21 protein-coding genes are annotated in these 25,918 nt (G+C 67.6%); 6 read left to right on the top strand and 15 right to left on the bottom strand.

Annotated features, from left to right (window positions below; genetic code table 11):
* The first annotated feature begins 5 nt into the window (after positions 1–5).
* Both KT882_RS10645 and KT882_RS10640 read left to right on the top strand, forming a co-directional pair.
* Positions 6–1,880 (top strand): Hsp70 family protein, encoded by a 1,875-nt coding sequence (locus KT882_RS10645; RefSeq protein ID WP_228895676.1) that lies wholly within the window; start codon positions 6–8, stop codon positions 1,878–1,880.
* 9 nt (positions 1,881–1,889) lie between these two features.
* Positions 1,890–4,763 (top strand): Hsp70 family protein, encoded by a 2,874-nt coding sequence (locus tag KT882_RS10640; RefSeq protein WP_161072010.1) that lies wholly within the window; start codon positions 1,890–1,892, stop codon positions 4,761–4,763.
* 9 nt (positions 4,764–4,772) lie between these two features.
* On the opposite strand, the gene KT882_RS10635 is transcribed toward KT882_RS10640, so the two are convergent.
* The 9 genes from KT882_RS10635 to KT882_RS10595 all read right to left on the bottom strand — a co-directional run bounded on the left by KT882_RS10635 (position 4,773) and on the right by KT882_RS10595 (position 14,594).
* Positions 4,773–5,426, bottom strand: a complete 654-nt coding sequence (locus KT882_RS10635) for a tRNA-uridine aminocarboxypropyltransferase (protein ID WP_228895674.1) — start codon at positions 5,424–5,426, stop codon at positions 4,773–4,775.
* Between the two features lie 47 nt (positions 5,427–5,473).
* Positions 5,474–7,102, bottom strand: a complete 1,629-nt coding sequence (locus KT882_RS10630; protein WP_228895672.1) for a methyl-accepting chemotaxis protein — start codon at positions 7,100–7,102, stop codon at positions 5,474–5,476.
* 118 nt (positions 7,103–7,220) lie between these two features.
* Entirely contained in the window at positions 7,221–8,297 is a 1,077-nt protein-coding gene (tssA, locus tag KT882_RS10625; RefSeq protein WP_228895670.1) for a type VI secretion system protein TssA, read from the bottom strand.
* 12 nt (positions 8,298–8,309) lie between these two features.
* Entirely contained in the window at positions 8,310–10,946 is a 2,637-nt protein-coding gene (gene tssH, locus KT882_RS10620; protein ID WP_228895667.1) for a type VI secretion system ATPase TssH, read from the bottom strand.
* The gene (gene tssE, locus KT882_RS10615; RefSeq protein WP_228895665.1) at positions 10,943–11,407 is read right to left on the bottom strand and encodes a type VI secretion system baseplate subunit TssE; all 465 of its coding nucleotides are present in this window, start codon (positions 11,405–11,407) and stop codon (positions 10,943–10,945) included. The genes tssH and tssE overlap by 4 nt, the downstream gene beginning before the upstream one ends.
* Positions 11,408–11,471: 64 nt before the next feature.
* Positions 11,472–11,963, bottom strand: a complete 492-nt coding sequence (locus KT882_RS10610) for an Hcp family type VI secretion system effector (RefSeq protein ID WP_056405272.1) — start codon at positions 11,961–11,963, stop codon at positions 11,472–11,474.
* A gap of 30 nt (positions 11,964–11,993) precedes the next feature.
* Complete coding sequence (gene tssC / locus KT882_RS10605; protein WP_161072016.1) at positions 11,994–13,490, bottom strand: type VI secretion system contractile sheath large subunit; 1,497 nt, start codon at positions 13,488–13,490, stop codon at positions 11,994–11,996.
* A gap of 1 nt (position 13,491) precedes the next feature.
* On the bottom strand, positions 13,492–13,998 hold the full coding sequence (tssB, locus tag KT882_RS10600; protein WP_161072017.1) for a type VI secretion system contractile sheath small subunit: 507 nt from the start codon (positions 13,996–13,998) through the stop codon (positions 13,492–13,494).
* Between the two features lie 17 nt (positions 13,999–14,015).
* Entirely contained in the window at positions 14,016–14,594 is a 579-nt protein-coding gene (locus KT882_RS10595) for a hypothetical protein (RefSeq protein WP_161072018.1), read from the bottom strand.
* A 179-nt stretch (positions 14,595–14,773) separates the two neighbouring features.
* Here KT882_RS10595 and tssJ point away from each other — a divergent pair, with 179 nt between their 5' ends.
* Genes tssJ through icmH form a run of 3 tightly spaced genes read left to right on the top strand, consistent with a single transcriptional unit; the run spans position 14,774 to position 17,491 of the window.
* Positions 14,774–15,346 carry a type VI secretion system lipoprotein TssJ gene (tssJ, locus tag KT882_RS10590; RefSeq protein ID WP_228895663.1) on the top strand — a complete coding sequence of 191 codons (573 nt, stop codon included), beginning with the start codon at positions 14,774–14,776 and terminating at the stop codon, positions 15,344–15,346.
* 19 nt (positions 15,347–15,365) lie between these two features.
* Positions 15,366–16,712, top strand: coding sequence for a type VI secretion system baseplate subunit TssK (gene tssK / locus KT882_RS10585; RefSeq protein ID WP_161072019.1), 1,347 nt, complete (start codon positions 15,366–15,368; stop codon positions 16,710–16,712).
* Positions 16,709–17,491, top strand: a complete 783-nt coding sequence (icmH, locus tag KT882_RS10580) for a type IVB secretion system protein IcmH/DotU (protein ID WP_161072020.1) — start codon at positions 16,709–16,711, stop codon at positions 17,489–17,491. The genes tssK and icmH overlap by 4 nt, the downstream gene beginning before the upstream one ends.
* Positions 17,492–17,540: 49 nt before the next feature.
* On the opposite strand, the gene KT882_RS10575 is transcribed toward icmH, so the two are convergent.
* From KT882_RS10575 to KT882_RS10560, 4 genes are all read right to left on the bottom strand, one after another.
* On the bottom strand, positions 17,541–18,314 hold the full coding sequence (locus KT882_RS10575) for an OmpA family protein (protein WP_161072021.1): 774 nt from the start codon (positions 18,312–18,314) through the stop codon (positions 17,541–17,543).
* Between the two features lie 10 nt (positions 18,315–18,324).
* Positions 18,325–19,305, bottom strand: a complete 981-nt coding sequence (tagF, locus tag KT882_RS10570) for a type VI secretion system-associated protein TagF (protein WP_228895661.1) — start codon at positions 19,303–19,305, stop codon at positions 18,325–18,327.
* Complete coding sequence (gene tssM, locus KT882_RS10565) at positions 19,302–23,060, bottom strand: type VI secretion system membrane subunit TssM (protein ID WP_228896606.1); 3,759 nt, start codon at positions 23,058–23,060, stop codon at positions 19,302–19,304. The genes tagF and tssM overlap by 4 nt, the downstream gene beginning before the upstream one ends.
* Positions 23,061–23,143: 83 nt before the next feature.
* Entirely contained in the window at positions 23,144–23,896 is a 753-nt protein-coding gene (locus tag KT882_RS10560) for a M15 family metallopeptidase (RefSeq protein ID WP_161072023.1), read from the bottom strand.
* A gap of 127 nt (positions 23,897–24,023) precedes the next feature.
* Here KT882_RS10560 and KT882_RS10555 point away from each other — a divergent pair, with 127 nt between their 5' ends.
* On the top strand, positions 24,024–24,746 hold the full coding sequence (locus KT882_RS10555) for a hypothetical protein (RefSeq protein ID WP_228895658.1): 723 nt from the start codon (positions 24,024–24,026) through the stop codon (positions 24,744–24,746).
* A gap of 9 nt (positions 24,747–24,755) precedes the next feature.
* Here the strand turns inward: KT882_RS10555 and KT882_RS10550 are convergent, their stop codons facing one another.
* Together KT882_RS10550 and KT882_RS10545 are read right to left on the bottom strand one after the other, a co-directional pair.
* Positions 24,756–25,133: a VOC family protein gene (locus KT882_RS10550; RefSeq protein WP_161072025.1), complete on the bottom strand. Its 378-nt coding sequence runs from the start codon at positions 25,131–25,133 to the stop codon at positions 24,756–24,758.
* Positions 25,130–25,912 carry an alpha/beta fold hydrolase gene (locus tag KT882_RS10545; protein ID WP_161072026.1) on the bottom strand — a complete coding sequence of 261 codons (783 nt, stop codon included), beginning with the start codon at positions 25,910–25,912 and terminating at the stop codon, positions 25,130–25,132. Before KT882_RS10545 ends, KT882_RS10550 begins: the two co-directional genes overlap by 4 nt.
* Positions 25,913–25,918 lie beyond the last annotated feature (6 nt).

Genomic DNA, 25,918 nt, shown 5'->3' with positions numbered 1-25,918 from the left:
GCGATATGAACAACAACGCGAACAGCCCGCGCTACGCTATCGGCATCGACCTGGGCACCACGCACAGCGCGCTGTCCTATGTGGACCTGCAGGCCAGCGACGGCGAGAAAACCGCGCAGTCCGTGCTGGGCGTACCGCAGCTGACCGCGCCGGGCACGGTGGAAGAACTGCCGCTGCTACCGTCCTTCCTGTACCTGCCGCATCCGGACGAAATGGCGCCGGGCCAGCTGGCGCTGCCCTGGCAGGCCGACGGACAGGGCGCATCGCCAGCCGCCGTGGCCGGCGAAATGGCGCGCAGCCGTGGCGCCACCACGCCTATCCGCCTGGTCTCCAGCGCCAAGAGCTGGCTGTGCCACCCCGGCGTGGACCGCCGCGCCGCCATCCTGCCGAACGACGCGCCGGAAGAAGTGACGCGCGTGTCGCCGCTGGAGGCGTCCACCCGCTACCTGTCGCACCTGCGCCAGGCCTGGGACGCGGCGCATCCGGACGCGCCATTCACCGAGCAGGCAGTCACCGTCACCATCCCGGCCTCCTTCGACCCGGCCGCGCGCGAGCTGACCGCCGACGCGGCCAAGGCCGCCGGCTATCAGGCACTGACGCTGCTGGAAGAGCCGCAGGCGGCGCTGTACAGCTGGATCCAGGGCAGCGAAGGCCGCTGGCGCAAGGAAGTCAAGCCGGGCGACATCATCCTGGTGGTGGACGTGGGCGGCGGCACCAGCGACTTCTCGCTGATCGCCGTGCTGGAACGCGACGGCGTGCTGGAACCGCACCGCGTGGCGGTGGGCGACCATATCCTGCTGGGCGGCGACAATATGGACCTGGCGCTGGCCCACCTGGTGGCGCGCAAGCTGGCCGCCAACGGCACGCAGCTGGACGCGTGGCAGCTGCGCGCCCTCACCTACGGCTGCCGCGCCGCCAAGGAAGCCCTGCTGGCCGACGCCAGCGTGGAGAGCTGGCCCATCGTGGTGCCGAGCCGCGGCTCGAGACTGATCGGCGGTTCCATCCGCACCGAGCTGACCCGCACCGAAGTGACGACCTTCATCCTGGACGGCTTCTTCCCGCAAGTGGAAGCGTCCGCCCGTCCCGCCGTGCGCACCCGCGCCGGCCTGACGCAGCTTGGCCTGCCGTACGCGCAGGACGCGGGCGTCACGCGCCACCTGGCCTCCTTCCTGGCGCGCCAGCTGGGCGCCACCAGCGAGCTGCAAGGCTACGAAGGCAAGCAGAATCCGGACGCGACCTTCCTGCATCCCACCGCCGTGCTGTTCAACGGCGGCGTGTTCAAGTCCGAGCTGCTGGCCAAGCGCGTGATGGACACCATCAACGACTGGCTCTACCTGGAAGGCGCGGAACCTGCGCGCATGCTGGGCGGCGCGGACCTGGACCTGGCCGTGGCGCGCGGCGCGGCCTACTACAGCTACGTGCGCCGTGGCAGCGGCGTGCGCATCCGTGGTGGCACTGCGCGTTCCTACTACGTGGCGGTGGAGTCGTCCATGCCTGCCATCCCGGGCATGGACCCGCCTATCCAGGCGCTGTGCGTGGCGCCGTTCGGCATGGAGGAAGGCAGCGAGATGGAACTGCCAGGCCAGGAATTCGGCCTGGTGGTCGGCGAACCGGTGGACTTCCGCTTCTTCGGCTCGTCCACCCGCCGCCAGGACCAGATCGGCGAGCTGCTGGACTTCTGGGGTCCGGAAGAACTGGTGGAGCTGAACGCGATCCAGATGACGCTGTCGCCGGAAGGGCGCCAGCCGGGCGACGTGGTGCAGGTGCGCCTGCACGCGCAGGCTACCGAATCGGGCACGCTGGAGCTGCTGGCCGTCTCCAACGATAATGGCCAGCGCTGGAAGGTGGAGTTCGACGTCCGCGCAGCCACTGCGGAGTAACGCCAGCGCATGAAGCAATACCTCGTCAGCATCGACCTCGGCACCACAAACACGGTGCTGGCCTATTCCGAGCCCGGCTCGGAGGCAGTGCAGCTGTTCGCCATTGAGCAGCTGGTGGCGCCGGGTGAAGTGGGCACGGCGGCGCTGCTGCCGTCGCTGCGCTACCATCCGGCCGAGGGCGAGCTGGCGGCGGGCGAATTGCAGCTGCCGTGGCGCCTGCCCGACGTGGCGGGCGTGGCCGAAGTGGCGGGCGGGCAGCTGGCGCGCAAGCTGGGCGCGCAAGTGCCGGGCCGCCTCGTGGCCAGCGCCAAGAGCTGGCTGTCGCATCCCGGCGTGGACCGCATGGCAGCCATCCTGCCGTGGGGCGCCGAGGATGATGTGGCCAAGGTGTCCCCAGTGGCCGCCAGTGCCAGCTACCTGGCGCACGTGCGGGCGGCGTGGAACCAGCGTTTTCCCAAACACGCTTTCGAACAGCAGCAGATCGTGCTCACCATCCCCGCGTCCTTCGACGAGGGTGCTCGCGCGCTCACGCTGGAGGCGGCGCGCATGGCGGGCCTGCCCAAGCTGCGGCTGCTGGAAGAGCCGCAGGCCGCCTTCTACGACTGGCTGTACCGGCACCGCGCCACGCTGGAGCAGGAACTGGCGCACACGCGCCTGGTGCTGGTGTGCGACGTGGGCGGCGGCACCACGGACTTCAGTTTGATCAAGGTGGAGCTGCCGGCCGGTGGCGGCGATCCCGTACTGACCCGCATCGGTGTGGGCAACCACCTGATACTGGGCGGAGACAATATGGACCTGGCGCTGGCGCGGCTGGTGGAAGCGCGGCTGGCCGGAGACGGCGAGCAGGCGGCGCAAGCCACCCGGCTGTCGGCGGCGCGCATGGCGCAGCTTACGGAGCGCTGCCGCGCGGCCAAGGAACAACTGCTGGCGGCGGACGCGCCGGAGCGCGTGTCCGTCACGCTGCTGGGCACGGGCTCCAAGCTGATAGGCGGCACGCGCTCGGCCGACCTTGCGCGCGAGGACGTGGAACGCATGGTGGTAGACGGTTTCTTCCCCATGGGCGAGCCGCACGAGGAGGCCCGGCGCACGCGCGGCGGCATCGTCGAATTCGGCCTGCCCTACGCGACCGACGCCGCCATCACGCGCCACCTGGCCAGCTTCCTGCGCCAGCACGCGGCGGCCGCGCGCGAAGCACTGGGCATGGCTGTTGATGATGGCAGCGGCGATGCCAGCCTGCCGGTTCCGGACACGCTGCTGCTGAACGGCGGCGTGTTCCGCGCTGACGCGCTGGCCAGGCGCCTGGAAGCCACCTTGTCCGCCTGGCGCGGCCAGCCGATCCAGGTGCTGCACAACGAGAACCCGGATGTGGCGGTGGCGCGCGGCGGTGTGGCCTACGCCATCGGCAAGCAGGGCCGCGCGCCGACCATCGGCGGCGGCTCACCGCGCTCCTACTTCCTGCTGCTGGACGGTGAAGCGGGCGATAACAAGCAGGACAGCCGCCGCGCCGTCTGCATCCTGCCGCGCGGCGCCGAAACCGGCGTCGAACTGCGCCTGGCGGACCGCAGCTTCGCGCTGCGCCTGGGCCGCCCGGTACGCTTCCACATTGTGTCCCTGACCGCTGACGCAGGCACGCCGCCGCGCGCAGGCGACCTGGCCGATCTAGATGCATCCTCCTTCGTGCGCCTGCCGCCCATTGCCACCGTGCTGCGCGACAGCGGCGACGCGGCCGCCCTCAAGGAGATCCCGGTGCAGCTGGCTGCTTCGCTGAGCGAAGTGGGCACGCTGGAAGTGCATTGCGTGGCGAACGAAGGCGGCAAGCCGCAGCGCTGGCTGCTGGAGTTCCAGCTGCGCGGCCACGGCGCGGCCGGCGGCGCAGAAGGCGCGGAAGAAATCGCGCTGCCGCCCCGCTACAAGGACGCGCTGGAAAAAATCGACCGCATCTTCGGCAGCCGCGCGCAGCAGGTGGACAGCAAGGAAGTGCGCCAGCTGGGCCGCCAGCTGGACCACCTGCTGGGCGCGCGCGAAAGCTGGCCCACGCCGTTGCTGCGCCACCTGTTCGACGCGCTGCTGCAGCGCGCCAAGGGCCGCCGCCGCTCGGCCGAACACGAACGCGCCTGGCTCAACCTGGCCGGCTACTGCCTGCGCCCGGGCTTCGGCCATGCGCTGGACGCGTGGCGCATCGAACAGCTGTGGGCCATGTTTGAGACCGGCCTGCAGTACCACAAGGACAGCCAGGCCTGCTCGGAATGGTGGACCTTGTGGCGCCGCGTGTCGGGCGGCCTGGACGCGACGCAGCAACTGCGCCTGCTGGACGATTTCGCCTTCAACCTGCAAGCGGACGAGCAGGAACGCGGCCGCCGCCCCGTCACGCTGGTGAACGGCAGCGAGGAAGACATGCTGCGCCTGGGTGCGTCGCTGGAGCGCATTCCATCCGCCTACAAGGGCGAGATCGGCGAATGGCTGCTGGGCCAGGTGCAGGAATTGGCCACCGCGTCCGCCGCCAAGGCGGACAAGGCGGAAGCCGCGCTGGGCCGCTTCCTGTGGGCGCTGGGCCGTGTGGGTTCGCGCCAGCCCTTCCACGGCAGCGCGCACGACGTGGCGCCAGTGGCGGCGGTGGAACAGTGGCTGGCGGTGCTGCTCACGCTGGACTGGAAGAAGGTGGAGCCGGCCGGCTTCGCCGCAGCGCATCTGGCGCGCATGACCGGCGACCGCACGCGCGACATCAGCGAGGAATTGCGCGCGCAGATATTGCAGCGCATGGAAGCATCCCGCGCGCCCGCCACGTGGAGCGCCATGGTGCGCGAGGTGGTGCAGCTGGACCAGGCGATGGAGAAGCGCATGCTGGGCGAGGCGCTGCCGCCGGGATTGAAGCTGCTAAGCTGAATAACTTGGCTAAGCCGCACCCGCCGGCGCATAGCCCTGCCGCTGCGCCACAAAGCCATCGAATGCCGTGATCAGCGGCGCATACTTATCCTCATTCCCTTCCAGCTGCGCCAGCGCATACGCCGTGGCCTCCAGCGTGGACAGCTGGTCCGGCGCATGCGCCTTGCGTATCAGGTAGTGCGACGCCGGCGTATCGCGCAGCGGCAAGCGGGGCAAGCGCTGCAAGGCGGGATTCAGATACAGCATCTTGCGGCTCTTGCGCCAGGTGGCGTCCAGCACCACCAGCAGCAGGCCGGAGGGCTCGTCCGCCCAGGCCGTATCGAACGGCGGCGCGGGCGCGATGCCCATCGACGCGTCGCCCGGCGTATCGGGATACAACAGCACCGGCCGCAGCGCAGACGGCCCGGCCAGCAATGCCTCCAACCGCGCCGGATCGAACGCTTCGCCCACTTCCAGGCGGCTGTTCGGCAAGCACATATGCAGCAGCAGCCCGCTGTTCTTGGCGTTCGCCACTTCCATGGGATGCTGCAATATCAGCACGCGCGCCGCGCTGGGCACAGGCGCCACCCAGCGGCAGATGCACGCCGCCTGCGCCCGCAGGCAGGCCGCGCACATGGGGCGTTTATTGGAGGGAGTCTTGGCGGAAGGCTGGTCGGGAGGCATGGCGCGATTGTAGCCGTAGCGGCAGGCCGCGCGCCAGCCCGTGCACCTTAAGTCAGCCTCGCCACTTCGCGCCCGGACACCGCGCGCCGCGCAGCACGGCCGGGCAGCGCCGCACCGCCCCGCTCATGCATTTGCATATCCGTCAGCTTGAACACGCTGACCGACTGTGCCAGCTGCGCCGCCTGGTCCTGCATGGCTGCTGCTGCGGCGGCGGCCTGCTCCACCAGCGCCGCGTTCTGCTGCGTCACCTGGTCCATCTGCGTAATGGCGAAGTTCACTTGCTCGATGCCCGTGCGCTGTTCCTCGCTGGCGTTCGCGATCTCGCTCATGATGCCGGACACCTTGGCAATGCTGGCCACGATGTCGTCCATGGTGCGTCCCGCCTTGTCCACCAGGCCGGTGCCGGCTTCCACCTGGTGCACCGAGGTGTTGATCAGCTCCTTGATCTCCTTGGCGGCCGAGGCCGAGCGCTGCGCCAGGTTGCGCACTTCGGACGCCACCACGGCAAAGCCCCGGCCCTGCTCCCCTGCGCGCGCCGCTTCCACCGCCGCGTTCAGCGCCAGGATATTGGTCTGGAAGGCGATGCCGTCGATCACGCTGATGATATCGACAATGCGGCGCGAGGAATCGTTGATCGATCCCATCGTGGCCACCACTTCCGACACCACCGCGCCGCCGTGGCTGGCGATTTCGGAAGCGTCCACCGCCAGCTGGCAGGCCTGGCGCGCGTTCTCGGCGTTGATCTTCACCGTCGCCGTCAGCTGCTCCATCGACGAGGCGGTTTCCTCCAGCGCACTGGCCTGCTCCTCGGTGCGCGAGGACAAGTCCATATTGCCCGCCGCGATTTCGCTGGAGGCGTTGGACATGGTGTCCGTCCCGCCGCGCACCTGGCCGACGATGTTGACCAGGTTGCTGTTCATATTCTTCAGCGCGTGCATCAGCTGCCCGGTCTCGTCCTTGCTCGCCACGACGATGTCGCTGGTGAGGTCGCCGGCGGAGACCGACTCGGCCACCTTGACGGCCTCGCTGAGCGGGCTGGTGATGGTGTGCGTGATGTACCAGGCGAAGCCCACGCCCAGCGCCACGGCGGCCACACCCAGCAGGATGAGCATATTGCGGCCGCTCGCGTTGCCGCTCTGGATCTGGTCCGCCTTGGCGTCGAGCTGCGCGCGCTGCGTGTCGACCAGCTTTTGCAGCGCCGCCAGGTAGACCACGCGGTTGCGTTCCATGTCCTGCTCGAAGAGGCGCTTGCCCAGTTCCAGGTCGCCGTCGGCCTTGGCCTTGAACACGGCTTTGCGGGCGTCCACGTAGGCTTTGCGGGAGGCGAGGATGGCGGCGTGCTGCTCTTTGCCGACAGGGTCCTGCAGGATGGTGCCGAGGGCGTCCTGCAGCTCGGTGGCGCGGCTGGAGGCCTGCGCCATCTGCTGTTCAAAGCCTTTCTGGTCGGCCGGATCCTGCACCTTCCAGGCGGCCGTGGTGCGGGCGGCGTTCACTTCCACCACCTTCTGCCACTCGGTTGCCATGCGCTCGACGCGCAGATGGTCCTGCAGCAGCGATTCGGTCATGGCGCTGGCTTGCTGCATGCGGGCGATGCCTACCAGCGTTAGCGCCGTCAACAATAACAGCACCACGGTAAAAGCCAGACCCAGCCTGACGCCGATCCTCAAATTCTTCATACCAGTCTCCTCGTGCCGAATTTATCGTGCTTTTTGGGCAGTCTGAGCGCATTTCCATTGGATTGCAACAATTACCATAAGGAAATTTTTTGAGACTGGGATTCGATCAGCATGATGATCAAAGCGCGGGCGGCGCCGCAACACCTAGCAATTCATCCATTTGGGCGATGGCGCCGGGCTCCTTCAGCACGTCGCGCAGCCACAAGTGCAGCGGCAGTTCGCCCCAGCCGGCGGCCTTGTCGGCCAGGTAGGCGACCGGGCTGTGCGGCTCGGTGCGGCGGAAAAATTCCGCCACCAGCCGAAGCTGGGCCAGCGCCTGCGAGCGGTTCAGCGGCGGGCCGGAAGGCATACGCCCCGGGCCTTCCGCGCCGCCGGGCGTGTTCCCGGCGCCTTGCCCGACGCCGGAATCGGTGCCGCCCTCCTCGCCGGACGGCGTGGCCAGCGGCTCGATAAAATCGATGGCGTTCAGCAGCGCCTCGCGGGCGGCGCCGAAGCCCGGCCCGTCCACGCCCAGCCGCTCATCCACAGCGCGCTCCAGCTCCTGCAGAGACGCCAGGCAGTAGCGCGCATCCGCCAGCAAAGTGTTGTTGAATTGAGACGAATTGCGGCGCCGCTCGGCATCCAGCTCGGCCAATCCCGGCCCTTCAGGCGCCGCCACGGCGGGCGTGGGCCAGCCGCCGCTGCCTGCCGCAGCGCTGGCGCTGCTGGCCATGGCCACGCGCTGGCGCGCCGCATCGAAGCTGGCCATGGATACGCCGCCGCTCTCCGTTACCGGCATCTCCTTCACCAGCTGCGGCGTGCGCGCCAGCAGCCAGTACAGATTGCCCACGCGCTGCTCGGCGTCGCCGTCGTCGATGGCCGGGTGCAGGCAATCCCAATAGCGGGCGCACAGGCCGGCCAGCAGCGCGTAGCCGTCGCCCAGGCCACGGAATCCGCGCGTCTTGGCCTGCGCTTCCGCCAGCCAGACCGCCAGCCGCAAGTCCTTGCTGCGGCCTTCTATCAGCGCTGCGCAGCGCGCGGAGACGAAAGGCCAGTCGGCCTCCTTCAGCGTGGTCACCCAGGCGCCCTGGTCCAGCGTGGGGTCGTCCGCCAGCCGCGCCTTGACGATTTCATCCACCTCGCTGCCGAAGGAAATATCCTCTCCGCAGGCTTGCTGTACGCTGATGGGCTGGAGCAGTTGCGCAATATTGAACATGTGCCGCCTCCTCTATTTAACGGTGTATTTGAACTGTCCCTGGCGGCTGGCGCCGGCCTTGATGCTGGCGATCGCCACGCCATCCGCCATGCGCGCCAGCACCGCCTCCGCTATCGCCGGCAGCAGGCTGCCGTTCAGGATGTGGTCCACATTGCGCGCGCCGGAATCGACTTCGGTGCAGCGCGCCAGCACGGCGTCCACCACGGCACTGTCATAGCTGAATTCAGCGTGGTGGCTGGCGCGGATGCGCTGCCCGATGCGGTCCAGCTTGAGCGCGATGATGCGCGCCAGTACCTCGTCGGCTATCGGATAAAACGGCACCAGCTGCATGCGGCCCAGGAAGGCGGGCTTGAAATGCTTCATCAGCTGCGGCCTGGCCAGCTCCTCCAGCTCCGCAGGCGCGGGCCGTCCGGACACGGGCTTGTTCAGGCAGGCCTGCATGATGGCGGACGAGGCCACATTGGATGTGGCGATAATGATGGTGTTGCGGAAGTCGATCTCGCGTCCCTCCGCGTCGTCCAGCACGCCCTTGTCGAACACTTGGAAGAACAGCTCGGCCACGTCCGGGTGGGCCTTTTCTATTTCGTCGAGCAGCACCACGCTGTAGGGCGCGCGCCGCACCGCCTCGGTCAGCACGCCGCCCTCGCCGTAGCCCACGTAGCCGGGCGGCGAGCCTATCAGGCCCGAGACGCTGTGCGCCTCCTGGTATTCGCTCATATTGATGGTGATGAGTTTGCGCTCGCCGCCGTAGAGCAGTTCCGCCAGCGCCAGCGCCATCTCGGTTTTTCCCACGCCGGAAGGACCGGTGAACAGGAACACGCCCTGCGGCTTGTTGGGGTCGTCCAGGCCGGCGCGCGCGGTGCGCACCCGCTGCGCCACGGCGGCCACGGCGTGCGGCTGGCCGAGGACGCGCGCCTGCAGCGCGGCTTCCAGCTTCTGCACGGCGCGGATCTCGTCGCGCACCATCTTCCCGAGCGGGATGCCGGTCCAGCCGGACACGATGGCGGCGACCGTGTGCGCGTCCACACGCTGCGGCGCCATCGGCTCGCTGCCCTGCAGCGCCGCCAGTTCCTCCTCCAGCGCCGCCATGGAAACCCCGCCGCCCACCGGCGGATAGCTGTCGCGCTGCACCGCCATGGCGGCATGCAGCGCCTTTTCGCGCTCCCAGCGTTCCAGGTGCTTCTGGTGCTCCTGCATCAGCGTTTCGCGCGCTACGCGCAGCTCGCGCAGGCGCGCGGCGGTGCGTCCGTCCTGGGGGCCACTCCCCTGTTCGCGCTCCAGCGCGGCGATTTCAAAGCCGATGCGCTCCACGTGCTTCTGCGCCTGCTCCACTTGCTGCGGCGCGGCGCTGCGGGCCAGGGCCACGCGGGCGCAGGCGGTATCGAGCACACTGACCGCCTTGTCCGGCAACTGGCGCCCGCTGATGTAGCGGTGCGACAGGCTGACCGCCGCCACCACCGCCTCGTCGCTGATGCGGATGCCGAAGTGCTTCTCCATCAACGGCGCCATCGCGCGCAGCATGGCGCAGGCGATTTCCTCGCTGGGCTCCTCCACCTTCACCACCTGGAAGCGGCGCGCCAGCGCGGCGTCCTTCTCGAAGTACTTCTTGTATTCGCTCCAGGTGGTGGCGGCAATGGTGCGCAGCTCGCCGCGCGCCAGCGCCGGCTTGAGCAGGTTGGCCGCGTCGTTCTGTCCGGCCTGGCCGCCAGCGCCTATCATGGTGTGGGCCTCATCGATGAACAGCACGATGGCGTGCGCGCTCTTGCGCACTTCGTCGATCACGGCCTTGAGGCGGTTTTCGAACTCGCCCTTCACGCTGGCGCCGGCCTGCAGCAGGCCCATGTCCAGCGCGCGTATCTCCACGCCCCGCAGGACTTCCGGCACGTCGCCCGCCACGATACGCAGCGCCAGGCCTTCCACCACGGCGGTCTTGCCCACGCCGGCCTCGCCGGTCAGGATCGGATTGTTCTGGCGCCGCCGCATCAGGATGTCCATCGCCTGGCGGATCTCGGCCTCGCGGCCTATCACCGGATCGAGCTTGCCGTCGCGCGCCTGCTGCGTGAGGCTGGTGGTGTACTGGTCCAGCGCTGGGGTCTTCGCGTCCAACTGCCGGAGCGGATCGGCGGCCAGCAGCGCGGCTTCCTTGTCTGCTTCCGGCGCGGCGCTGCGTTCCTCCTGCGAGCCGCGCGTGTACTTGTCCATATTGTGCTTGAGCTCATCGACCGGGAAGCGCGCGAACAGCCTCGATCCGCGCGCGGCCAGCTGGGCCAGGCCAGGCTCGGTCAGGAGGGCCAGCAGCAGATGGCCGCTGCGTATCAGGTCCGGCTGCGGCAGCGACAGCGAGGAGATCAGCCACGCATGCTCCAGCAGCACGGGCAAATGCGCGGAGAATACCGGCGTGCGCGCGCTGCCGCTCTTGAAGCGTGCAATCTCCTTGCGTAGGTCGGCGTCCAGCGCCTCCAGGCTGATGCCGCATTTGCGCGCGATCAGCACGAAGTCGCTCTGTTCCTGCTCCAGCAAGGCCAGGAACAGATGCTCGACGTCGACCTCGTACTGGCCCAGGCCAACGCAGATGCTGGCGGCGCGGGTGGCGGCCAGGCGGGTGGTGTCGTTCAGTTTTGCGATCAGGGTTTTCAGATTGATGCTCATGCCTGTGCTCCGCTGTGGTGGATGGCGTAGTGCAGCGTGGACGGCTGCAGCACGGCGTCGAAATTGACGGGTTCAAACACGGGAAAGACCGCCAGCACGCCGCTGATGACGAAGTTGACGCGGTTGATGCTGCCGGCCTGCTGTTCGATGCGGGCCTGCACCTGCCGCAGGCGCGGCTCGTGGCGTTCGATGGCCGCCTTCAGGCTGGCACAGATGCGGCTCCGGTCGTCGCTGCTGCTCAGGCACATGCCCGCGAAGTCGACCAGGCCGTAATTGAGGATGGAGGCGGCGCATTCCGGGTAGTCGGCCAGCAGCGCTTCGGGCAGTGCGGCGCGGGTGTTCAGCAGGTCTTCCAGGTCGCGCGCGACTGCGTCCTTCAGCTGCGCGGCCGTGAAACCGGCGGCCGCGTTGCCGCGCGCGCCCAGCAGGCGGTCCATCAGGCCGGGGGCGAAACCGCTCATGGCTGCTCCTTTCAAAAAAAAATACCGCAGTGGCTGGCACTGCGGCATGCGGCGCACCAGCCGGTCAGGCGATGCGGTTGGCGGACAGGTCCCATCCGCCGGAGGTGTTGCCGCCGGCGCCGCCGCTGATCTTCTGCTGCGTGTATTTCCAGCGCACCTTGGAGAACTTGAAGCCGACTTCTTCGGTCAGGATGTCGCCCTCCTCCACCGCCGGCGCCACCGCGCCGATCAGCACGTTTTCGATTTCGATCTCGAAGTACTTCACGCGCTCGCCCTGCGCGTCCGCGCGCATGAACTCGAACTTGGCCTTGGGGATGGTGCGTCCGGCCGCGCAGGTTTGCAGCAGGATGGGCGAGGCCAGGTCGGCCAGCTTGGAGATCACGATGTCGCGGTGTTCGCAGCGTTCCGCCGTGTGGCCGCCGCCGGTGGAGGCGGTGGCGGACTTGGGCTGCTCCACGCCGAAGTTGACCGATTTGCACTCGATCCAGTCCTTGTGGCGGTCATCCGCCGATTCGCCCTTGATGCCATCAATGTACAGATAGACGTCGATTGCCATTGCATGCTCCTAGGTTGTGGTTGATGGTGCTTAGCATTTGGTCGGTTGAGGCAACTCCGCGACCAGTCGGAGGGAAACGGACAGCTCGTCGAGCTGGAAATGCGGCCGCAGGAAGGACACCGCGCGGTACACGCCGGGCCGCCCCGGCACTTCGTGCACCTGCACCGAGGCCTCGCGCAGCGGGAAGCGGGCCTTCTGGTCCTGGCTGGCGTTATCGTCCAGCAGCACGTACTTCATCAGCCAGCGGTTGAGGAAGTCCTCCACGCCGGAGGCGGCGGCGAAGCTGCCCACCTTGTCGCGCATCATGGCCTTCATGTAGTGGGCGATGCGCGACACGGCGAAGATGTATTGCAGCTGGGACGACAGCACGGCGTTGGCGTTGGCCGCCTCCGAACTGTACTTGCGCGCCTTCTGCGCCGACTGCGCGCCGAAGAAGGCTGCGTAGGCGGTGTTCTTGCAGTGCACCAGCGAGATGAAACCGAGGTCGCTCAGTTCCTTCTCGCGGCGGTCGGTGATCGCCACTTCGGTGGGGCACTTGAGCGCCACTTCACCCTCGTCGGTCTTGAAGGTATGGGTGGGCAGGTCGTCCACCAGGCCGCCGCCCTCCACGCCGCGGATGGCGGCGCACCAGCCAAACTCGCCGAAGGCCTTGGTGAGCTTGGCGCCGAAGGCGTAGGCCGCGTTGCACCACAGGTATTTGTGGTGGTCGGTGCCATCCACTTCCTCGACGAAATTGAAGCCCTCCACGCTGTTGCCGTCCACCGGGTTGAACGGCAGGCGGCCCAGGAAACGCGGCAGCGTCAGTCCCACGTAGCGCGCGTCTTCGGATTCGCGGAAGGCTTTCCACTTGGCGTATTCCACCGTGTCGAACACCTTGGCCAGGTCGCGCGGCTTGCCCAGCTCGCCATAGCTCTCCAGCCCGAACAGCTCGGGCGAGCCGGCGCTGATAAAGGGGGCGTGCGACGCCGCCGCCACGTGCGACATCTGCTCGATGAAGTACATGTCCTCGGGCTGGCGTGAAATCTCGAAGTCGCCCAACAGCGCGGCGTAGGGCGCGCCGCCGAAGGTGCCGAACTCCTCCTCGTAGACCTTCTTGAACATGGTGCTCTGGTCGAACTCCAGCGCGCTCTGGAAGTCCTTCACCAGTTCGCGCTTGGTGGCGTTGAGCATGCGGATCTTCAGGTTCTGGCCGGTGGCGGAGTTCTTCACCAGGTAGTGCAAGCCGGTCCAGCTGCGCTCCAGCTTCTGGAATTCCGGCGCATGCATGATGGCGCTGAGCTGCCTGGAAATCAGGCTGTCCAGTTCCGCCACGCGCGCGTCCAGCGTGCCGCTCAGGTTGTGCGACACCGGCATGCTGCCTTCCAGCACCTGGCTCACCAGCTCGCCGATGATGTCCTTGGCGCGCTCGTGCTCCACGCTGGACTTTGCCACCTTGCTTTGCTCGACGATCTCGTCGAGCAGGGAAACCTCGGCCACGGCGCTTCCGTGCGCGGCTTGCGGCTGCGCCGCCTGCATTTGTGCCGACATATCAGTCCCCCTTCTTTTCAGCGTGCGGCGCCAGGCGGTTAAGCTGGTCCGTGTTGTGCAGCACATTGGTCAGGATGTCTTCCAGCCTGTCGTTGCCGGCCAGCTTGTTGCGCAGGTCGGCCAGCTTGCTGCGCGCATCGAGCAGGCGGCTGAGCGGCTCCACCTGGCGCACAACGGACTCGGGACGGAAGTCGGCCATGGTGCGGAACTGCAGTTCAACCGGGAACTCGCCGCCACCGGCCAGCTCGTTGGCAACCTGGAAGCGCGCCGACGGCGCCACGCCGGCCAGCACTTCGTCGAAATTGTCGCTGTCGATGTTGACGAACTTGCGGTCCTTCAGGCGCTTCTGCGCCGCGTGCGGATTGCCGCCGAAGTCGCCCACCACACCAACCACGAAGGGCAGCTCCTTGTTCTCCATGGCGTCGCCGATCTCGACGTCATAACTCATTTGCACGCGCGGAGCGCGCACCTTGCCCAGCCGTTTCTGTACGCTTTCGCCACTGGCCATCTTGGTTCTCCTTCAGGTTAACGAATGGCGCCGAATGGATCGGCGGAGGATGCCGCGCCCGGCTTCACCGGCGCCATGCGCTTGGCGGGCGCTAGCGGCGCTTTGCGCGCCACTGCCGGCGGCGGCACCAGCACGTCCTCGCCCAGGCTGGTGCGCAGCACGCGCGCCAGGTCCTGCGCTTCGGTGCGCAGCGAGCCGCTCAGATTGTTCTGCTGGCTCAGGTCCGCCAGCGCCCTGGTGGACAGGCGCAAGCCGCTCACGGCGATGATGCTGTTGCCCACCTGGTCGGACGGATCGCGCTGCAAGGCTTCCTGCGCATGCAATATGGCCTCGCCGTAGCTGGCGCGGTCGAACTTCATCTGCGCCATCGCCAGCCACGGCGCCTTGTCGGCGGGGTAGCTCCCGGCCGCGCTGCGCAGCAGGGTCACCGCCTTGTCCTGCTGGCCGCCGGCGGCCAAGCGGTTCGCTTCGGCCAGCGCGCTGTCCAGCGTGACAACACTGGATTTTTCAGGCCGCAGCAGCGGCGCATCGGTAGCGCAGGCCGACAGCAGCAGCGCGCAGGCCAGGCCGGGGATGGATGTTCCAAGTTTCATCATGGTCTCCTTCGGTACGGGTGGAGGCCATTATTGAGGCTGGAAATGCAACAGCGATTGCGTTTGCGCAAAGCTTGCGCTTGCCCGCGCAGCAAGGCGGTCCACGGCTTGCGCCGCCTCAAACCCGCGTGCGCCGCGCTTGGATTTAATGATTGAACCGCCTCCCGCGAAAGGACGTCCTGATGAAAGCCGCAGCCTTGCCCGCGCCATTTACGATGGCGCCTCTTTTTGCCGTTGCATTCACGCTCACCGGCTGCGCAGCAGGCTCGATCGCGGGCGCCGCCATGGAACTGGCCGGGATACGCAAACCGCCCGAACTGCCGGAACTCCAGAAGCCGCCAAGACAGATCGCCATTCATCTGCACGCCGGGGGCAATCTGAACGCGGGCGCCGGCGGCCAGCCGCTGGCGCTGGCGGCGCGCATCTACAAGCTGCGCCAAAGCGCGGCCTTCGAGCGCGCCAGCTACAGCGGCTTTCTCAACGCGCAGACCGAGCGCGAGCTGCTGGGCGCAGACTTGGTGGAAGTGAAGGAAGTACAGCTGATACCCGGCCAGCGCTATGACGTGATAGAAAGCGTGAGCCGTGAAGCGGCCCACATCGGCGTTGTAGCGCTGTTCCGCAAACCGGCGCCGCAGCACTGGCGCGCCGCGTTCTCCGCCAGCGAAGCGGAAAAATCCGGCATCACCATAGGCCTGCACGCGTGCGCGCTCACCGTGCAGGGCCAGTCCCTGGTTGGCACCCGCTGCCAGCCCTGACATCACCTTGGGAGCATCCATGAGCACAGCAGCAAAAGTACTCTGGGGCGAGGGCCTGTTCCTGCGCCCCCAGCATTTCCAGCAGCAGGACCGCTATCACGAAGCGCGCTTGCGGCAAACCGCGCAAGCGCTGCAGCCCTATTTGTGGGGCGTGCTGGCGGTGGAGTGGGACACGGCGGCACTGCAGGCCGGCATACTGCGCCTGCACGCGCTGTCCGCCATGTTCCGCGACGGCGAATTGAGCGATGCACCCGCCAGCGATCCGCTGCCGCCTGCGGTGGACCTGGGCGCGCTGCCTCCCAATGTGCAAGAAGTGACCTACTATGCCGCCCTGCCCTCGCTGGCGCCGGACAATAGCAACTGCGCTCCGGCAGGCACTCAGCACCACGGCGCGCGCTACGCGCAGGCCGAGCGCACCACGGCGGACATCTACACCGAGGCCGCGCCGGCAGAGCTGAGCTATCTGCGCAAGGCCGTGCGCCTGGTGTCCGACCGGGAACCGCGCGGCGGCTACGAGTGCTTTCCGCTGATACGGCTGCGCCGCATCGTGTCGGGCGGATTCGAGGCCGATCCCGCTTTCATTCCTCCCAGCCTCTCCGTGGCCGGCGCGCCGCGCCTGAAGATCCAGCTGGAGCAGTTGATGGACGCGCTGCAGGCCAAGGTCAACGCGCTGCAAGGACATATGCGGGAACCCAGCCGCAACGTGATCGAATTCCGTTCCGGCGACGTTTCCGCCTTCTGGCTGCTGCATACCGTGAGCACGGCCAGCGCCACGCTGATGCACTACCTGCGCCACCCGGCGCTGCACCCCGAGCGCCTGTTCGAAGCCATGCTGGGCCTGGCCGGCGCGCTGATGACCTATTCCAAAGCCTACACGTTGACCAGCCTTCCCGCCTACCAGCACGAACAGCCCGGCGCCTGCTTCGCGCAACTGGACGCCATCGTGCGCGATCTTCTCGATACGGTCATCTCCGCGCGCTACTTCTCGATTGCACTGAGCGAGGAGAAGCCCTGCTACCACAAGGGCAAGCTGGACTCGGGCAAGATCGACCAGAAGACCACGCTCTATCTGGCTATCGGCGCGGCCATGCCCGCCATGGAGCTGGTGGAGGTGGCGCCGCTGCGCATCAAGGCCGGCGCGCCGGACGACGTGGACCAGTGCGTGCTGTCCGCCATGCCCGGCGTGAAGCTGTCGCACGCGCCGCAGGTGCCGGCCGCCATCCCGGTGCGGCCAGACACCTGCTACTTCGTGCTGGAGAACAAAGGCGTGCTGTATGAGCAGATGCTGAAGGCGCAGTCGATCTCGATCTATGTGCCGGCCGGCATCCGCGACCTGCGCCTCGAACTGATCGCGGTGACGGCATGAGCGCCCAGATCGAACGCCGCGCCGCGCCTACCCTGTTCGGCGGCCGCGCGGCGCCGGGCGCCACAGCCGGCCCGCGCATCGAGTCCTTGCTGGACCTCATGCACGAGGGCTTCTACGTCTTGTTCATGCTGAAGAACGGTTCCGCGCCGCCGGGCGAGCATGAATTTGCGGACAAGGTGGCGCAGTTCCTGTCCGGCTTCGAGAACGAGGCGCGGCGCCTGCGCGCCAGCGCCGAGGACATCGAGGCGGCCAAGTACGCCTACTGCGCCGCGCTGGACGAAATTATCCTGGCGTCCGGCTTCCCCATCCGCGCCCCCTGGGAGCGGCGGCCCTTGCAGCTCACCGTGTTCGGCGACCAGCTGGCGGGCGAGCACTTCTTCGACCGGCTGGAGGCGCTGCGCAGCCAGGGCGGCGCGCGCCTGCAGGCGCTGCAGGTCTTCCATCTGTGCCTGCTGCTGGGCTTCAAGGGCAAGTTCGCGCTCGACAGCAGCGACAAGCTGGCCTGCCTGACCGCGCGCCTGGGCGACGAGATCGCCCACATCAAGGGTAAAAGCCGCGGCTTCGCACCCCGCGCCGAGCGGCCGGACCAGGTGGCGCACAAGCTGCGCAGCGATGTGCCGCTGTGGACCTTGTCCGCCTTGTTCGCGCTGGCGGCGCTGGGCGTCTACATCGGCATGAAATCGTCGCTGGACCAGGCCACGCAGCAAAGCATGGCGGGCTACGGCAACCTGGTGAAGCTGGCGCCACGCCCCGCAAACCTGACCGTCACGCTGCCCTGACACGCTGACGCCGGGGCGCAGGCCCGGCGTTGGCCTGCATCCCAGGCCGTTACTGCGCGATGCGGAATTCAATGCGGCGGTTGCGCGCGCGGCCTTCGCTGGCGGAGTTGTCCGCCACCGGGCGATCCGGTCCCTGGCCGGACACTGTGATCATCTCCGGGCTGATGCCCTTCTGCGCCAGGTAGCCGCGCACCGCTTCCGCGCGGGCCAGGCTAAGAGCCACGTTGCTGTCCCGCAGGCCGACATTGTCGGTGTGGCCTATCACCTCCACCTTCTTCCCCCTCACCTTTTGCAGCGCGCCGGCCATCTCGTCCAGGATGTCCTTGCCGGACGGGCGTATCGCCGCCTGTCCGCTTTCGAATTCGATAATGCGCCTGGCCAGCGTGGCGTCCAGCAGCTCCTGCTCGGCCGCGCTCACGCGCAAGCCGTTGTTGATGGTGTAGCTGGGATTCAGGCTGGTCGCCGCGTCGCTGGCAATCTGCTGCCGCTGCGCCTCGTTGGCGACCTCGCCGCGCAAGGTGACATTATTACCCTCCACTTTCAGCTCGCCCTTGCTGATCAGCTTGAGATTGGGGCCGATCAGCTTCTGCACATAGCCGCTCCAGTTTGGCGGCAGCGCCACGTTGCCGATGCCGATCTGGTCCACCACGCGCTCGGCGCCGTACAGCTCGCGCAAGCGCTGCAGCATGGCGGCCTTGCTGGCCTCATCCGGCACGGTGCCCGTCACAACAACCTGCCCGGGCCGGGGCGTGGCGGGCAAAGGATACTGGGCATAAGCATGGACGGCGGCGCTGCACAGCAATGCGGCTGCAAGGTAACGCATGGTTCGCTCCTCAGGCAAAGGTTTCGTGAAACAGCGCGCAGGCCGATTTGAGCGACAAGCGCTCCTGCTCCAGGCACGCCGACAGGCGCAGCACCTTGCGATCGCTGGCGATCATGTCGTCCACCCAGCCGGTGCTGTCGAAAGTGATCTGCTGCGCCTGGGCGAACTGCGGGTCGATCGCGCCGCGCAGCGTGGCGGGCGACGCGCCGCTGAAGCCCAGCACCAGCATGGGCCGCCCGGCCTGCTCGCACACCAGCAGCGCCAGTTCCACGTCCGCCTGGCGCAGAAAGGGCTCGGCCAGCGACAGCCACAGTGCGGCTGCTGCGGGACGGTGCAGGGGATTGCGCGGCAGCGGCAGCGCCAGACTGCGGTCCAGCCGCGTGCTGCCTGTCCAGCCGAATGGCTGCAGCAGCAGGCCCACGGCCAGCATCATGCGCCGCGCCGAATAGCTTGCGCCATCCTGGGCCAGCATTGCCTCCAGCCCGCCCAGCGAAGTATGCTCGATGAAGTCGTCCAGCGCGGCGGCATGGCCCGCGTCGTGCGGCCCGACCTCCAGCACGGAGCTGGACAGGGCGTATAAATGCGGCGCCGGATGCAGCGCCATTGCCGCCGCCGCCGCGCCATCCGCCAGCGCGGCCCAGAACGGGGCCAGGGCGATGGGGCTGTGGCGCAGGAAGTCGCCCGGTTCATCCACCTCCAGGGCGCTCATGGCCAGGAAGGGAAAACGCCGCTGCGACTGGTCGCTGCTGGCCACCAGGTGGCCTGCAATGGCGCGCTTGCTGCGTGTGCCCACGAAGGCGAAATGCAGCGGCTGCACGGCGTCGTAGTGCTGCTTCCAGCGTGGCTCCGTGGTCAGTTCCGTCATGGTGTCGGCCAGCCAGCCGTCCAGCAGCTCGGCCAGCGCATGGTTGTCCCCGGCCTTGATAAAGTCGCTGCGCGCGGGGATTTTCCCGAAGTAGCCCACGCGGACCATCTGCGGCGCGCGGTTCATTGCTGCGCTCCTTGCTGCGCCGTCTGCGGCAGCGCAGCCAAGGTGGATGGCGCCGCGCCGACTATCGCCTCCGGCAGCTTCATGCCCCGGAAGCCCTGGTCCTGCGGCCCGGCGTCGCCGCCGCTGGCCTCCGGGCTGCTGGTGATTTTCAGTTCGAGCGCCACGCTGATGGCACCATTGGTCCAGCGCAGTTCATGCACGCCCTCCTCCTTGCGCTTGCGCGTGGCCGCGTCGATCATGCGCTTCAGCCCGAACTGCCCCGGTTCGTTGAACAGCTCCACACTGCGGCCATCGAACGCCACCGCCGTGATGCGCGCGCCCGGCACGCCCTGCGGGCTGGGATGGACCATGCTGGTCCACTGCGCAGGCGTGTTCCGGTAGCGCAGCAGCTGGCCGTCTATCTCCACCGTGTATTCCAGCGTACCCGGCGCGGGCAGCGGCTGGATCTGGAACACGGTCTGTGCGGCGGCCGAGGGAGCGGCGATGCCGCCGGCGCCCAGCGGCGCGATCCAGCCGGGGAAGCGCGCCACGGCCTGCGGCGACAGCGCAATGCCCATGTCGGCCCAGGTGCGCGGCGCCAGCACATCGCCGCGCCGCACCACCAACGGCCCCATGGACGTGGTGACAAACTTCGCCACCAGGCCGTCGGGGCCAAAGAACTGGCCTATCTCGGCGCTGCTGGCTTCGATTTTCGCACCCGGCGAGAACGGGTACTTGGCCGCCAGCGTGCGCTGGAACGGTTCGTACACCTGCGCCAGCCAGGTCTTGTTGATCTCCGCCTCGGCCGGGGCGACGATGACGGCGAAGGTCTGCATCAGCGGACGCACCAGGATGGGCCGTATCGCGCGCTTCTGGGTGTCGCTCATCCCGGTCAGCATCTGCTCATCGACAAAGCGCAGCGCGTCGGCCAGCTCGGAGCCCGTCCCCTCCAGCGTCTGCTGCATGAACTGGCGCGCGCCGGGGCCGGGGTCGCCCTGGTTCTTCAGCGTGTTGAGCCGCGTGCGCAAGCGCGACAAGGTATCCATATAACCGCGCAGCAGCGTGGCGTCCTTGTCCCTGGACCCAACCAGTTTGGCCACCGCCGCAAACTCGCGCCCCACCGCGCCCATGGGACGCTCCATCCGGGCAGGATCCAGCTGCAGATTCACATTGACCGGTACCGGCGCGCGGCGCAGCACGGTTTGCATCATCCACTCCTTGAAGCCCTGCTGGACCTTCTGCGCTTCCGCGTTGGCCTGCGTGGGATTGTCCCAGGAAGTCTGCTCGCTGATGGTTCCGAGCAGCTTGATGATGGGCGAAGACTGCGGATCGCCCAGGCGGTTCATGGCCGCCACCGCGCCGTTGAAGCCGCCCAGGTCCGCCACCGCCACGCCTTGCACGAACTTCTGCCACTCCCTGGCGTAATCAGCCTTGTACATCTCCACCAGGTTTTTCTGGATCTGCTCGGGGCTGCCCTCCAGCGTCAGGTCATCCTTGGTGGAGGTTTTCAGCACCCAGTCCGTGCTTTGCAGTTCGCGGCTGGCCGCGTCGCGGAATGCGCCCTGGACGTACTTCTCCCAGGCCTCGCGCGTGAACGCGCCGGGAATCGCGTAGCTGCCCGCGATAAGCGCCTGGTCCTGCTCGCCGACGATGCGCACCACCGTCATCGCAGGAAAGCGCGTGCCGGCGCGCGCCTTGATGTCCGCATACACGCGGTCTCGCGCGGGCATGCCGCGCACCACCCGCCGCAGATTCTCGCGCGCCTGGTCCACCAGCGCCAGCTTCTGCTCTATGCGCGGCCAGGACGGGTCGCTGGATTGCGCCAGGTAGTAAGTCAGCAGGCGCTCGGCGCTGCGTATCATCTGCTCGCGCGGCATGGCGCCGCGATTGGCTTCCAGCCAGCCGCGCCAGTAGCGCGTAAGCTGGTCGTTCAGGTGGCCCGCTTCGGCGTGCGGCGTGTCGGCCAGCATCAGATAGGTCTTGAGGGCGTTGTACGCGTCTTCAACGCTGCGCGGATTCGCTTCGGCATATTGGCGCGGGGCCGCAGCGGCGGGCGACGCGATGGCAGCCGTGGCCGCCGCCGGCGTGGCCAGCTGGTCCGCATTGGCGTTCATCTCGAACAGCAGCGCCTCCAGGCTGGCCGCCACCGGCTTGACCATCACCTCCTTGATGCCCGCGTAGTACTCCTCGCGCAGTTTGCGCTCCAGCAGGCCGCCCTGGTACAGCCCCATGCCCAGCAACCATGGCCGCTCGCGGCCGAATTTTTCAAGCTGTTCGATACGGTCCTGCAGGATCTCAAGCGCTTCAAGACGAGATTGCAGGTCCAGCCGCTTGTCCTGCAGCTTCACCACTTTGTCCAGGTCCGCCTGCACATTGGCCGCCAGCTGGCGGTTGCCCATATAGGACCAGGTCCATCCGCCCAGCGCACCGCCCAGCAGCAGCACCGCACCGAAGAAGGCAGCGTACCTCAGACGCGCGCTGGCGCGGCTGGCATACTGCGACACCAGCGCCTTGTCCGCAAACACCACGTCGCGGAAAAGCTTGAGCAGGAAGTAGCCGCCGGCCGAGCCATATGGCATGGGTGCGGCCTCCTGCTGCTCCGGCTTGAGCGCCAGTTCAAAACGTTCAGCGATGCGCTGCGATTGCGCGCTGACCGGCTGCCCTTCCTGCAAGGCGCTGGTGAAGTAGAAGCCCCGGAACACCGGCTTGTACTGAAACGGGTTTTCCTCGAACAGCGTGGCCAGGAAGGCCCGCAGCGGCGCGCGCAAGGAGACGAACTCCAGCGGAAAAGTGAACACGCCCGGCGCCATGCGCGTGCGGCGCGGCTGCGCCATATTCGCCATGCTCATCTCGACCAGGCCAGCGTGCAGTTCGTCGAAGCCCTGGTCGAAGAAGGCCAGCAGTTCCTCGCTGCCGGCCTTGCGCCGGTAAGGCATGGTGGCGCCCCACACGCGCTCGCGTTCACTGCGTTCGCACTGGCAGAAAAAGTCGCTGAAGCCCGCGATCAGATCCGCCTTGGTGAACAGCACATACACCGGCGCATAGACTTCCAGCCGCTCGATCAGGTCCTGCACCCGCTTGCGCAGGCTGCGCGCGAGCTTCAGCGCGCCATCCGGATCGCTGCGCAGCTCGGCGATGCTGACCGCCACGATAATGCCGTTCACCGGTGCGCGCCTGCGGTACTTCTTCAGCAAGTCCAGGAAGCCGCGCCACTCCGCCAGATGCTCGTCCTCCACAGCATAGCGCCCGGCCGTGTCGAGTACGATGCCGTCCGTGGTGAAGAACCAGTCGCAATTGCGCGTGCCGCCCACGCCGTGCACGACGCGCGCGTCCGCAAACGGGAACTGCAAGCCGGAGTTGACTATGGCGCTGCTTTTGCCTGCGGACGGATTCCCGATGATCATATACCAGGGCAGCTCGTACAGCACCCGCGAGCCCGGCATGCGTCCCAGCTTGGAGCCCTTGATGGTGGCGATGGCCTTCAGCATGCCACTGCGGATCGCATCCACTTCGTGGCGGCTGGCGACGTCTTCGGCCGGCCCGGTTTCGGCGGGGACCATCGCATCCGCCAGGCCGGCGGTGGCGCGCGCGGCGTAGCGCCGCCGCAGCCAGCGCGCCAGCAGCCAGGCAAGCAAGGCGGCCGCCAGTGCGACTACGGCCCATATCAATGCAAGCTCCAGCAGCTCGGCGCCAAGGTAAAACAGCGCCGCCATGGCCACAAAGCCGGCGATGGTGAGGTTGCGGGAGTCGGTCAAAAACAGCCAGGTTCGTCGCATCATGATAGCTCCGGGGCGCCAGTCGGCAGACCCGAGCTATGGTGCCACCTGCCTTGCCATGCATTCTTGAGGCAGAACAAGCCTCAGCGTTTGCGCTGCATGGTTCCAGGCAAACGCAGCTCGGCGTGGCCGAAGTCCATCATGGTCCAGCGTCCGCCCCAGCTCAGCCCTGCCGCTTCCGCGGCTTCGCCGTACAGGCGGTAGCCGCGCATGGCCCAGGGGTCTTTTTCGGAGATCACCAGTTTGCCGTCGCGCAGGAAGGCGCAGTCGGCGGCGAGACCGAACTGATGATAGCTCTGGAAGGCGCGCGCGTTGGTGACGCTGGCGCCGGCGCTGGCCAGCAAGTCCTGGCGCTCCGGACTGCGGTAGCCTTCGAGCAGCGCCATGTCGTAGCCGTGCTGCTCCTTCATGATGCGGAACACCATCAGCAGGCGCTGCTCGAAGTCCGGATGGAACAGCTGCCAGCTGCGGTTCGCCCCCGCCAGCAGGGGCCGCGCGCGCACGACTTCCACCGTGGTGAAAGCCAGCGGCGGCAGCGACGGAGGCGGCACCAGCTGCTCGCCTTGCAGCAGCTCCGCCACCTGGCTGTTCACCGCGCGCCCGTCATAGTCGAAGGCGGGCAGCGCCACGCGGCGCACCGCCACCAACGCCAGCATGGGCGGCAGCACCAGCATCAGCGCGCCGCCGGCCAGCAGCCATGCATAGCGCTGGCGCAGCAGGATGCGGCAGCGCGGCATCAGAGCCGCAGTCAAGGCCTCGCGCCGGACCGGAAACAGCAGCAGCCATCCGCTGGCGCACACCAATACAAACAACACCATCAAGGAAACGACAAGCATAGTGCGCTCCGTCAAAGCGTGGCCGGGCGGCTGGCCGCACACTGATGGCGGCAGTACCGGAATCGCTCCATCGTATGCCGTTGACAGGCATGCCATTCCGAAGAAAATCAAACCTTGGGAGGATAGATTGGACAAATCCACACCGACGCAGCGGCCGGACCTGTTCTGCGCCGCGCAATCCGGCGGCGGCAGCCGGCGCATACTGGCCAGCCTGGAAAACAGCGGCAAGGCGCAGTCGCCGGCTGCGCGCCTGGCGCGGATACGGCCCAGCTATCTGGTGATGCTGCTCATGCTGCTTGCCATCCTGTCGGCTGGCGTCGCAAGCATCAGCTACTACGGCATGGCGCCTGTGCAGCACAGCCGGGCATGGGCGCCCGCAGTGCCGCTCTCGAATCACGCGCCGCAACCGGCGCCTATGGATACGCCGGAGGAAGTGCAGCGGCTCGCCGCCGCCATCGTCAACGAGCCGCTGCCGGCGATTGTGCCGGCCCGGCACAGGCCGGCCGCTCCCCAGGCGCTGCGTGCGGAGCGCAGTCCGCATGCGCGGCCCGGCATCCAGGGAAGCAAGACGCAGGGCACGCAGCATGAAGGCCCGCGAAGCCTAGCCACCGCCGCGCCGCCGGACAGCGACGTGACCCTGCTCGCTGCGCTGGTCGCCCACAGCGGCGCCCAGCAGTCCACCATGCACTACAGCCGCGACGTGGTGGAGCGCCGCGACGGCGACAGCACCGACGCACTGCTGCGCCGCTGCCAGCGCCTCGGCGGCGCCGAAGCAGGCCTGTGCCGCGCGCGTATCTGCAACGGCCAGTGGCTGCACGAAGCGGCCTGCCGCCTGCCGGTCAGCGACTGAGGCGCCCAGCTAGGCGCGTTCCGATATCTCGATCAGGTTCTGGTCCGGGTCGCGCAGGTAGACCGAGCGGATAGGCCAGTTGGCGCCGGTGCGGGCCACCGGCCCTTCTTCGACCGGCACGCCGAGCTGCTTCAGCCGCGCGATCACCTCGTCCAGCGGAATGGACGCGATAAAGCACAGATCCAGCGAGCCCGGAGTCGGCTGCGCCGCCTTGGGCAGAAATTCCTTGCCGTATTCGTGCAGATTGATCTTCTGTTCGCCGTACTTGAACGCCACACGGCCGGCCCCGAATGCCTCCAGCGTCATGCCCAGCACCCGCGTATAGAAATCGATGCAGCGCTCACGGTCGCGCGTAGTCAGCACCAGATGATCCAGGTGGTCTATCATTTTCTCTCAAGCTCCTTGATGAATTGCGCCATCACCTCCAGCACCGCTTCCGGCTGCTCCTGGTGCGGCGTGTGGCCGCAGTCGGGCAGCATCGCCATGCGCGCGCACGGCGCCTGCGCTTCAATGGCGTGCAGCTGGGCCGCTGTGCCGTACTGGTCGCCGCTGCCCTGCAAGGCCAACACCGGGCAGGCTATCGACGGCAACAGGTATTCAATATTCCAGCGGCTGAAGGCAGGCGCCAGCCAGGTGTCGGCCCACGCACCGAAAATCTGCGCCGTCTTGGCGCCGTGGTAGCGTTCCAGGCCACGCAGCTTGCCCTCGCCGTAGGCCAGCTTCGCCTCGCGTATGCCCGCCAGCGTCACGTCCTCCACAAACACATGCGCCGCCTCGGTCACCACGCCCAGCAAGCCCGGCACCTGTTCCGCCGCGTGGAGCAACGCGATGCTGCCGCCGTCCGAATGGCCGACCACCACATACGGCCGCCCCGCCAGCAGCGCCAGCACCTGCGGCAGCTCATCCAGCGCATAGCGGTGCAGATAATGGATGCTGCGGCCAACACGCAGCGGATCGGACTGGCCATAGCCGCGCCGGTCATAGACCAGCCCCGCGCAGCCAAGCCGCGCACACAGGCGCGCAGGAAAATCCTTCCACATGGCCGTGCAGCCCAGGCCCTCGTGCAGGAAGACCAGCACCGGCTTGCGCGCGCCTTCATCCGCGCCATTCGCCCCTATCCACTCGTAATACAGCCGGCCGCCCTCGGCCAGTTCCAGCATCGCCATTGCCAT

The sequence above is a fragment of the Pseudoduganella aquatica genome, from assembly GCF_020865585.1.
Classification (GTDB): Bacteria; Pseudomonadota; Gammaproteobacteria; order Burkholderiales; family Burkholderiaceae_D; genus Rugamonas; species Rugamonas aquatica_A.
This window is presented reverse-complemented; position numbering and strand designations above follow the sequence as displayed.

What these genes read in the sequence shown, in the direction of transcription:
- KT882_RS10645 (WP_228895676.1), top strand. Translation starts at nt 6, where the DNA reads ATGAACAACAACGCGAACAGCCCGCGCTACGCTATCGGCATCGACCTG.
- KT882_RS10640 (WP_161072010.1), top strand. Translation starts at nt 1,890, where the DNA reads ATGAAGCAATACCTCGTCAGCATCGACCTCGGCACCACAAACACGGTG.
- KT882_RS10635 (WP_228895674.1), bottom strand. Translation starts at nt 5,426, where the DNA reads ATGCCTCCCGACCAGCCTTCCGCCAAGACTCCCTCCAATAAACGCCCC.
- KT882_RS10630 (WP_228895672.1), bottom strand. Translation starts at nt 7,102, where the DNA reads ATGAAGAATTTGAGGATCGGCGTCAGGCTGGGTCTGGCTTTTACCGTG.
- tssA (WP_228895670.1), bottom strand. Translation starts at nt 8,297, where the DNA reads ATGTTCAATATTGCGCAACTGCTCCAGCCCATCAGCGTACAGCAAGCC.
- tssH (WP_228895667.1), bottom strand. Translation starts at nt 10,946, where the DNA reads ATGAGCATCAATCTGAAAACCCTGATCGCAAAACTGAACGACACCACC.
- tssE (WP_228895665.1), bottom strand. Translation starts at nt 11,407, where the DNA reads ATGAGCGGTTTCGCCCCCGGCCTGATGGACCGCCTGCTGGGCGCGCGC.
- KT882_RS10610 (WP_056405272.1), bottom strand. Translation starts at nt 11,963, where the DNA reads ATGGCAATCGACGTCTATCTGTACATTGATGGCATCAAGGGCGAATCG.
- tssC (WP_161072016.1), bottom strand. Translation starts at nt 13,490, where the DNA reads ATGTCGGCACAAATGCAGGCGGCGCAGCCGCAAGCCGCGCACGGAAGC.
- tssB (WP_161072017.1), bottom strand. Translation starts at nt 13,998, where the DNA reads ATGGCCAGTGGCGAAAGCGTACAGAAACGGCTGGGCAAGGTGCGCGCT.
- KT882_RS10595 (WP_161072018.1), bottom strand. Translation starts at nt 14,594, where the DNA reads ATGATGAAACTTGGAACATCCATCCCCGGCCTGGCCTGCGCGCTGCTG.
- tssJ (WP_228895663.1), top strand. Translation starts at nt 14,774, where the DNA reads ATGAAAGCCGCAGCCTTGCCCGCGCCATTTACGATGGCGCCTCTTTTT.
- tssK (WP_161072019.1), top strand. Translation starts at nt 15,366, where the DNA reads ATGAGCACAGCAGCAAAAGTACTCTGGGGCGAGGGCCTGTTCCTGCGC.
- icmH (WP_161072020.1), top strand. Translation starts at nt 16,709, where the DNA reads ATGAGCGCCCAGATCGAACGCCGCGCCGCGCCTACCCTGTTCGGCGGC.
- KT882_RS10575 (WP_161072021.1), bottom strand. Translation starts at nt 18,314, where the DNA reads ATGCGTTACCTTGCAGCCGCATTGCTGTGCAGCGCCGCCGTCCATGCT.
- tagF (WP_228895661.1), bottom strand. Translation starts at nt 19,305, where the DNA reads ATGAACCGCGCGCCGCAGATGGTCCGCGTGGGCTACTTCGGGAAAATC.
- tssM (WP_228896606.1), bottom strand. Translation starts at nt 23,060, where the DNA reads ATGCGACGAACCTGGCTGTTTTTGACCGACTCCCGCAACCTCACCATC.
- KT882_RS10560 (WP_161072023.1), bottom strand. Translation starts at nt 23,896, where the DNA reads ATGCTTGTCGTTTCCTTGATGGTGTTGTTTGTATTGGTGTGCGCCAGC.
- KT882_RS10550 (WP_161072025.1), bottom strand. Translation starts at nt 25,133, where the DNA reads ATGATAGACCACCTGGATCATCTGGTGCTGACTACGCGCGACCGTGAG.
- KT882_RS10545 (WP_161072026.1), bottom strand. Translation starts at nt 25,912, where the DNA reads ATGGCGATGCTGGAACTGGCCGAGGGCGGCCGGCTGTATTACGAGTGG.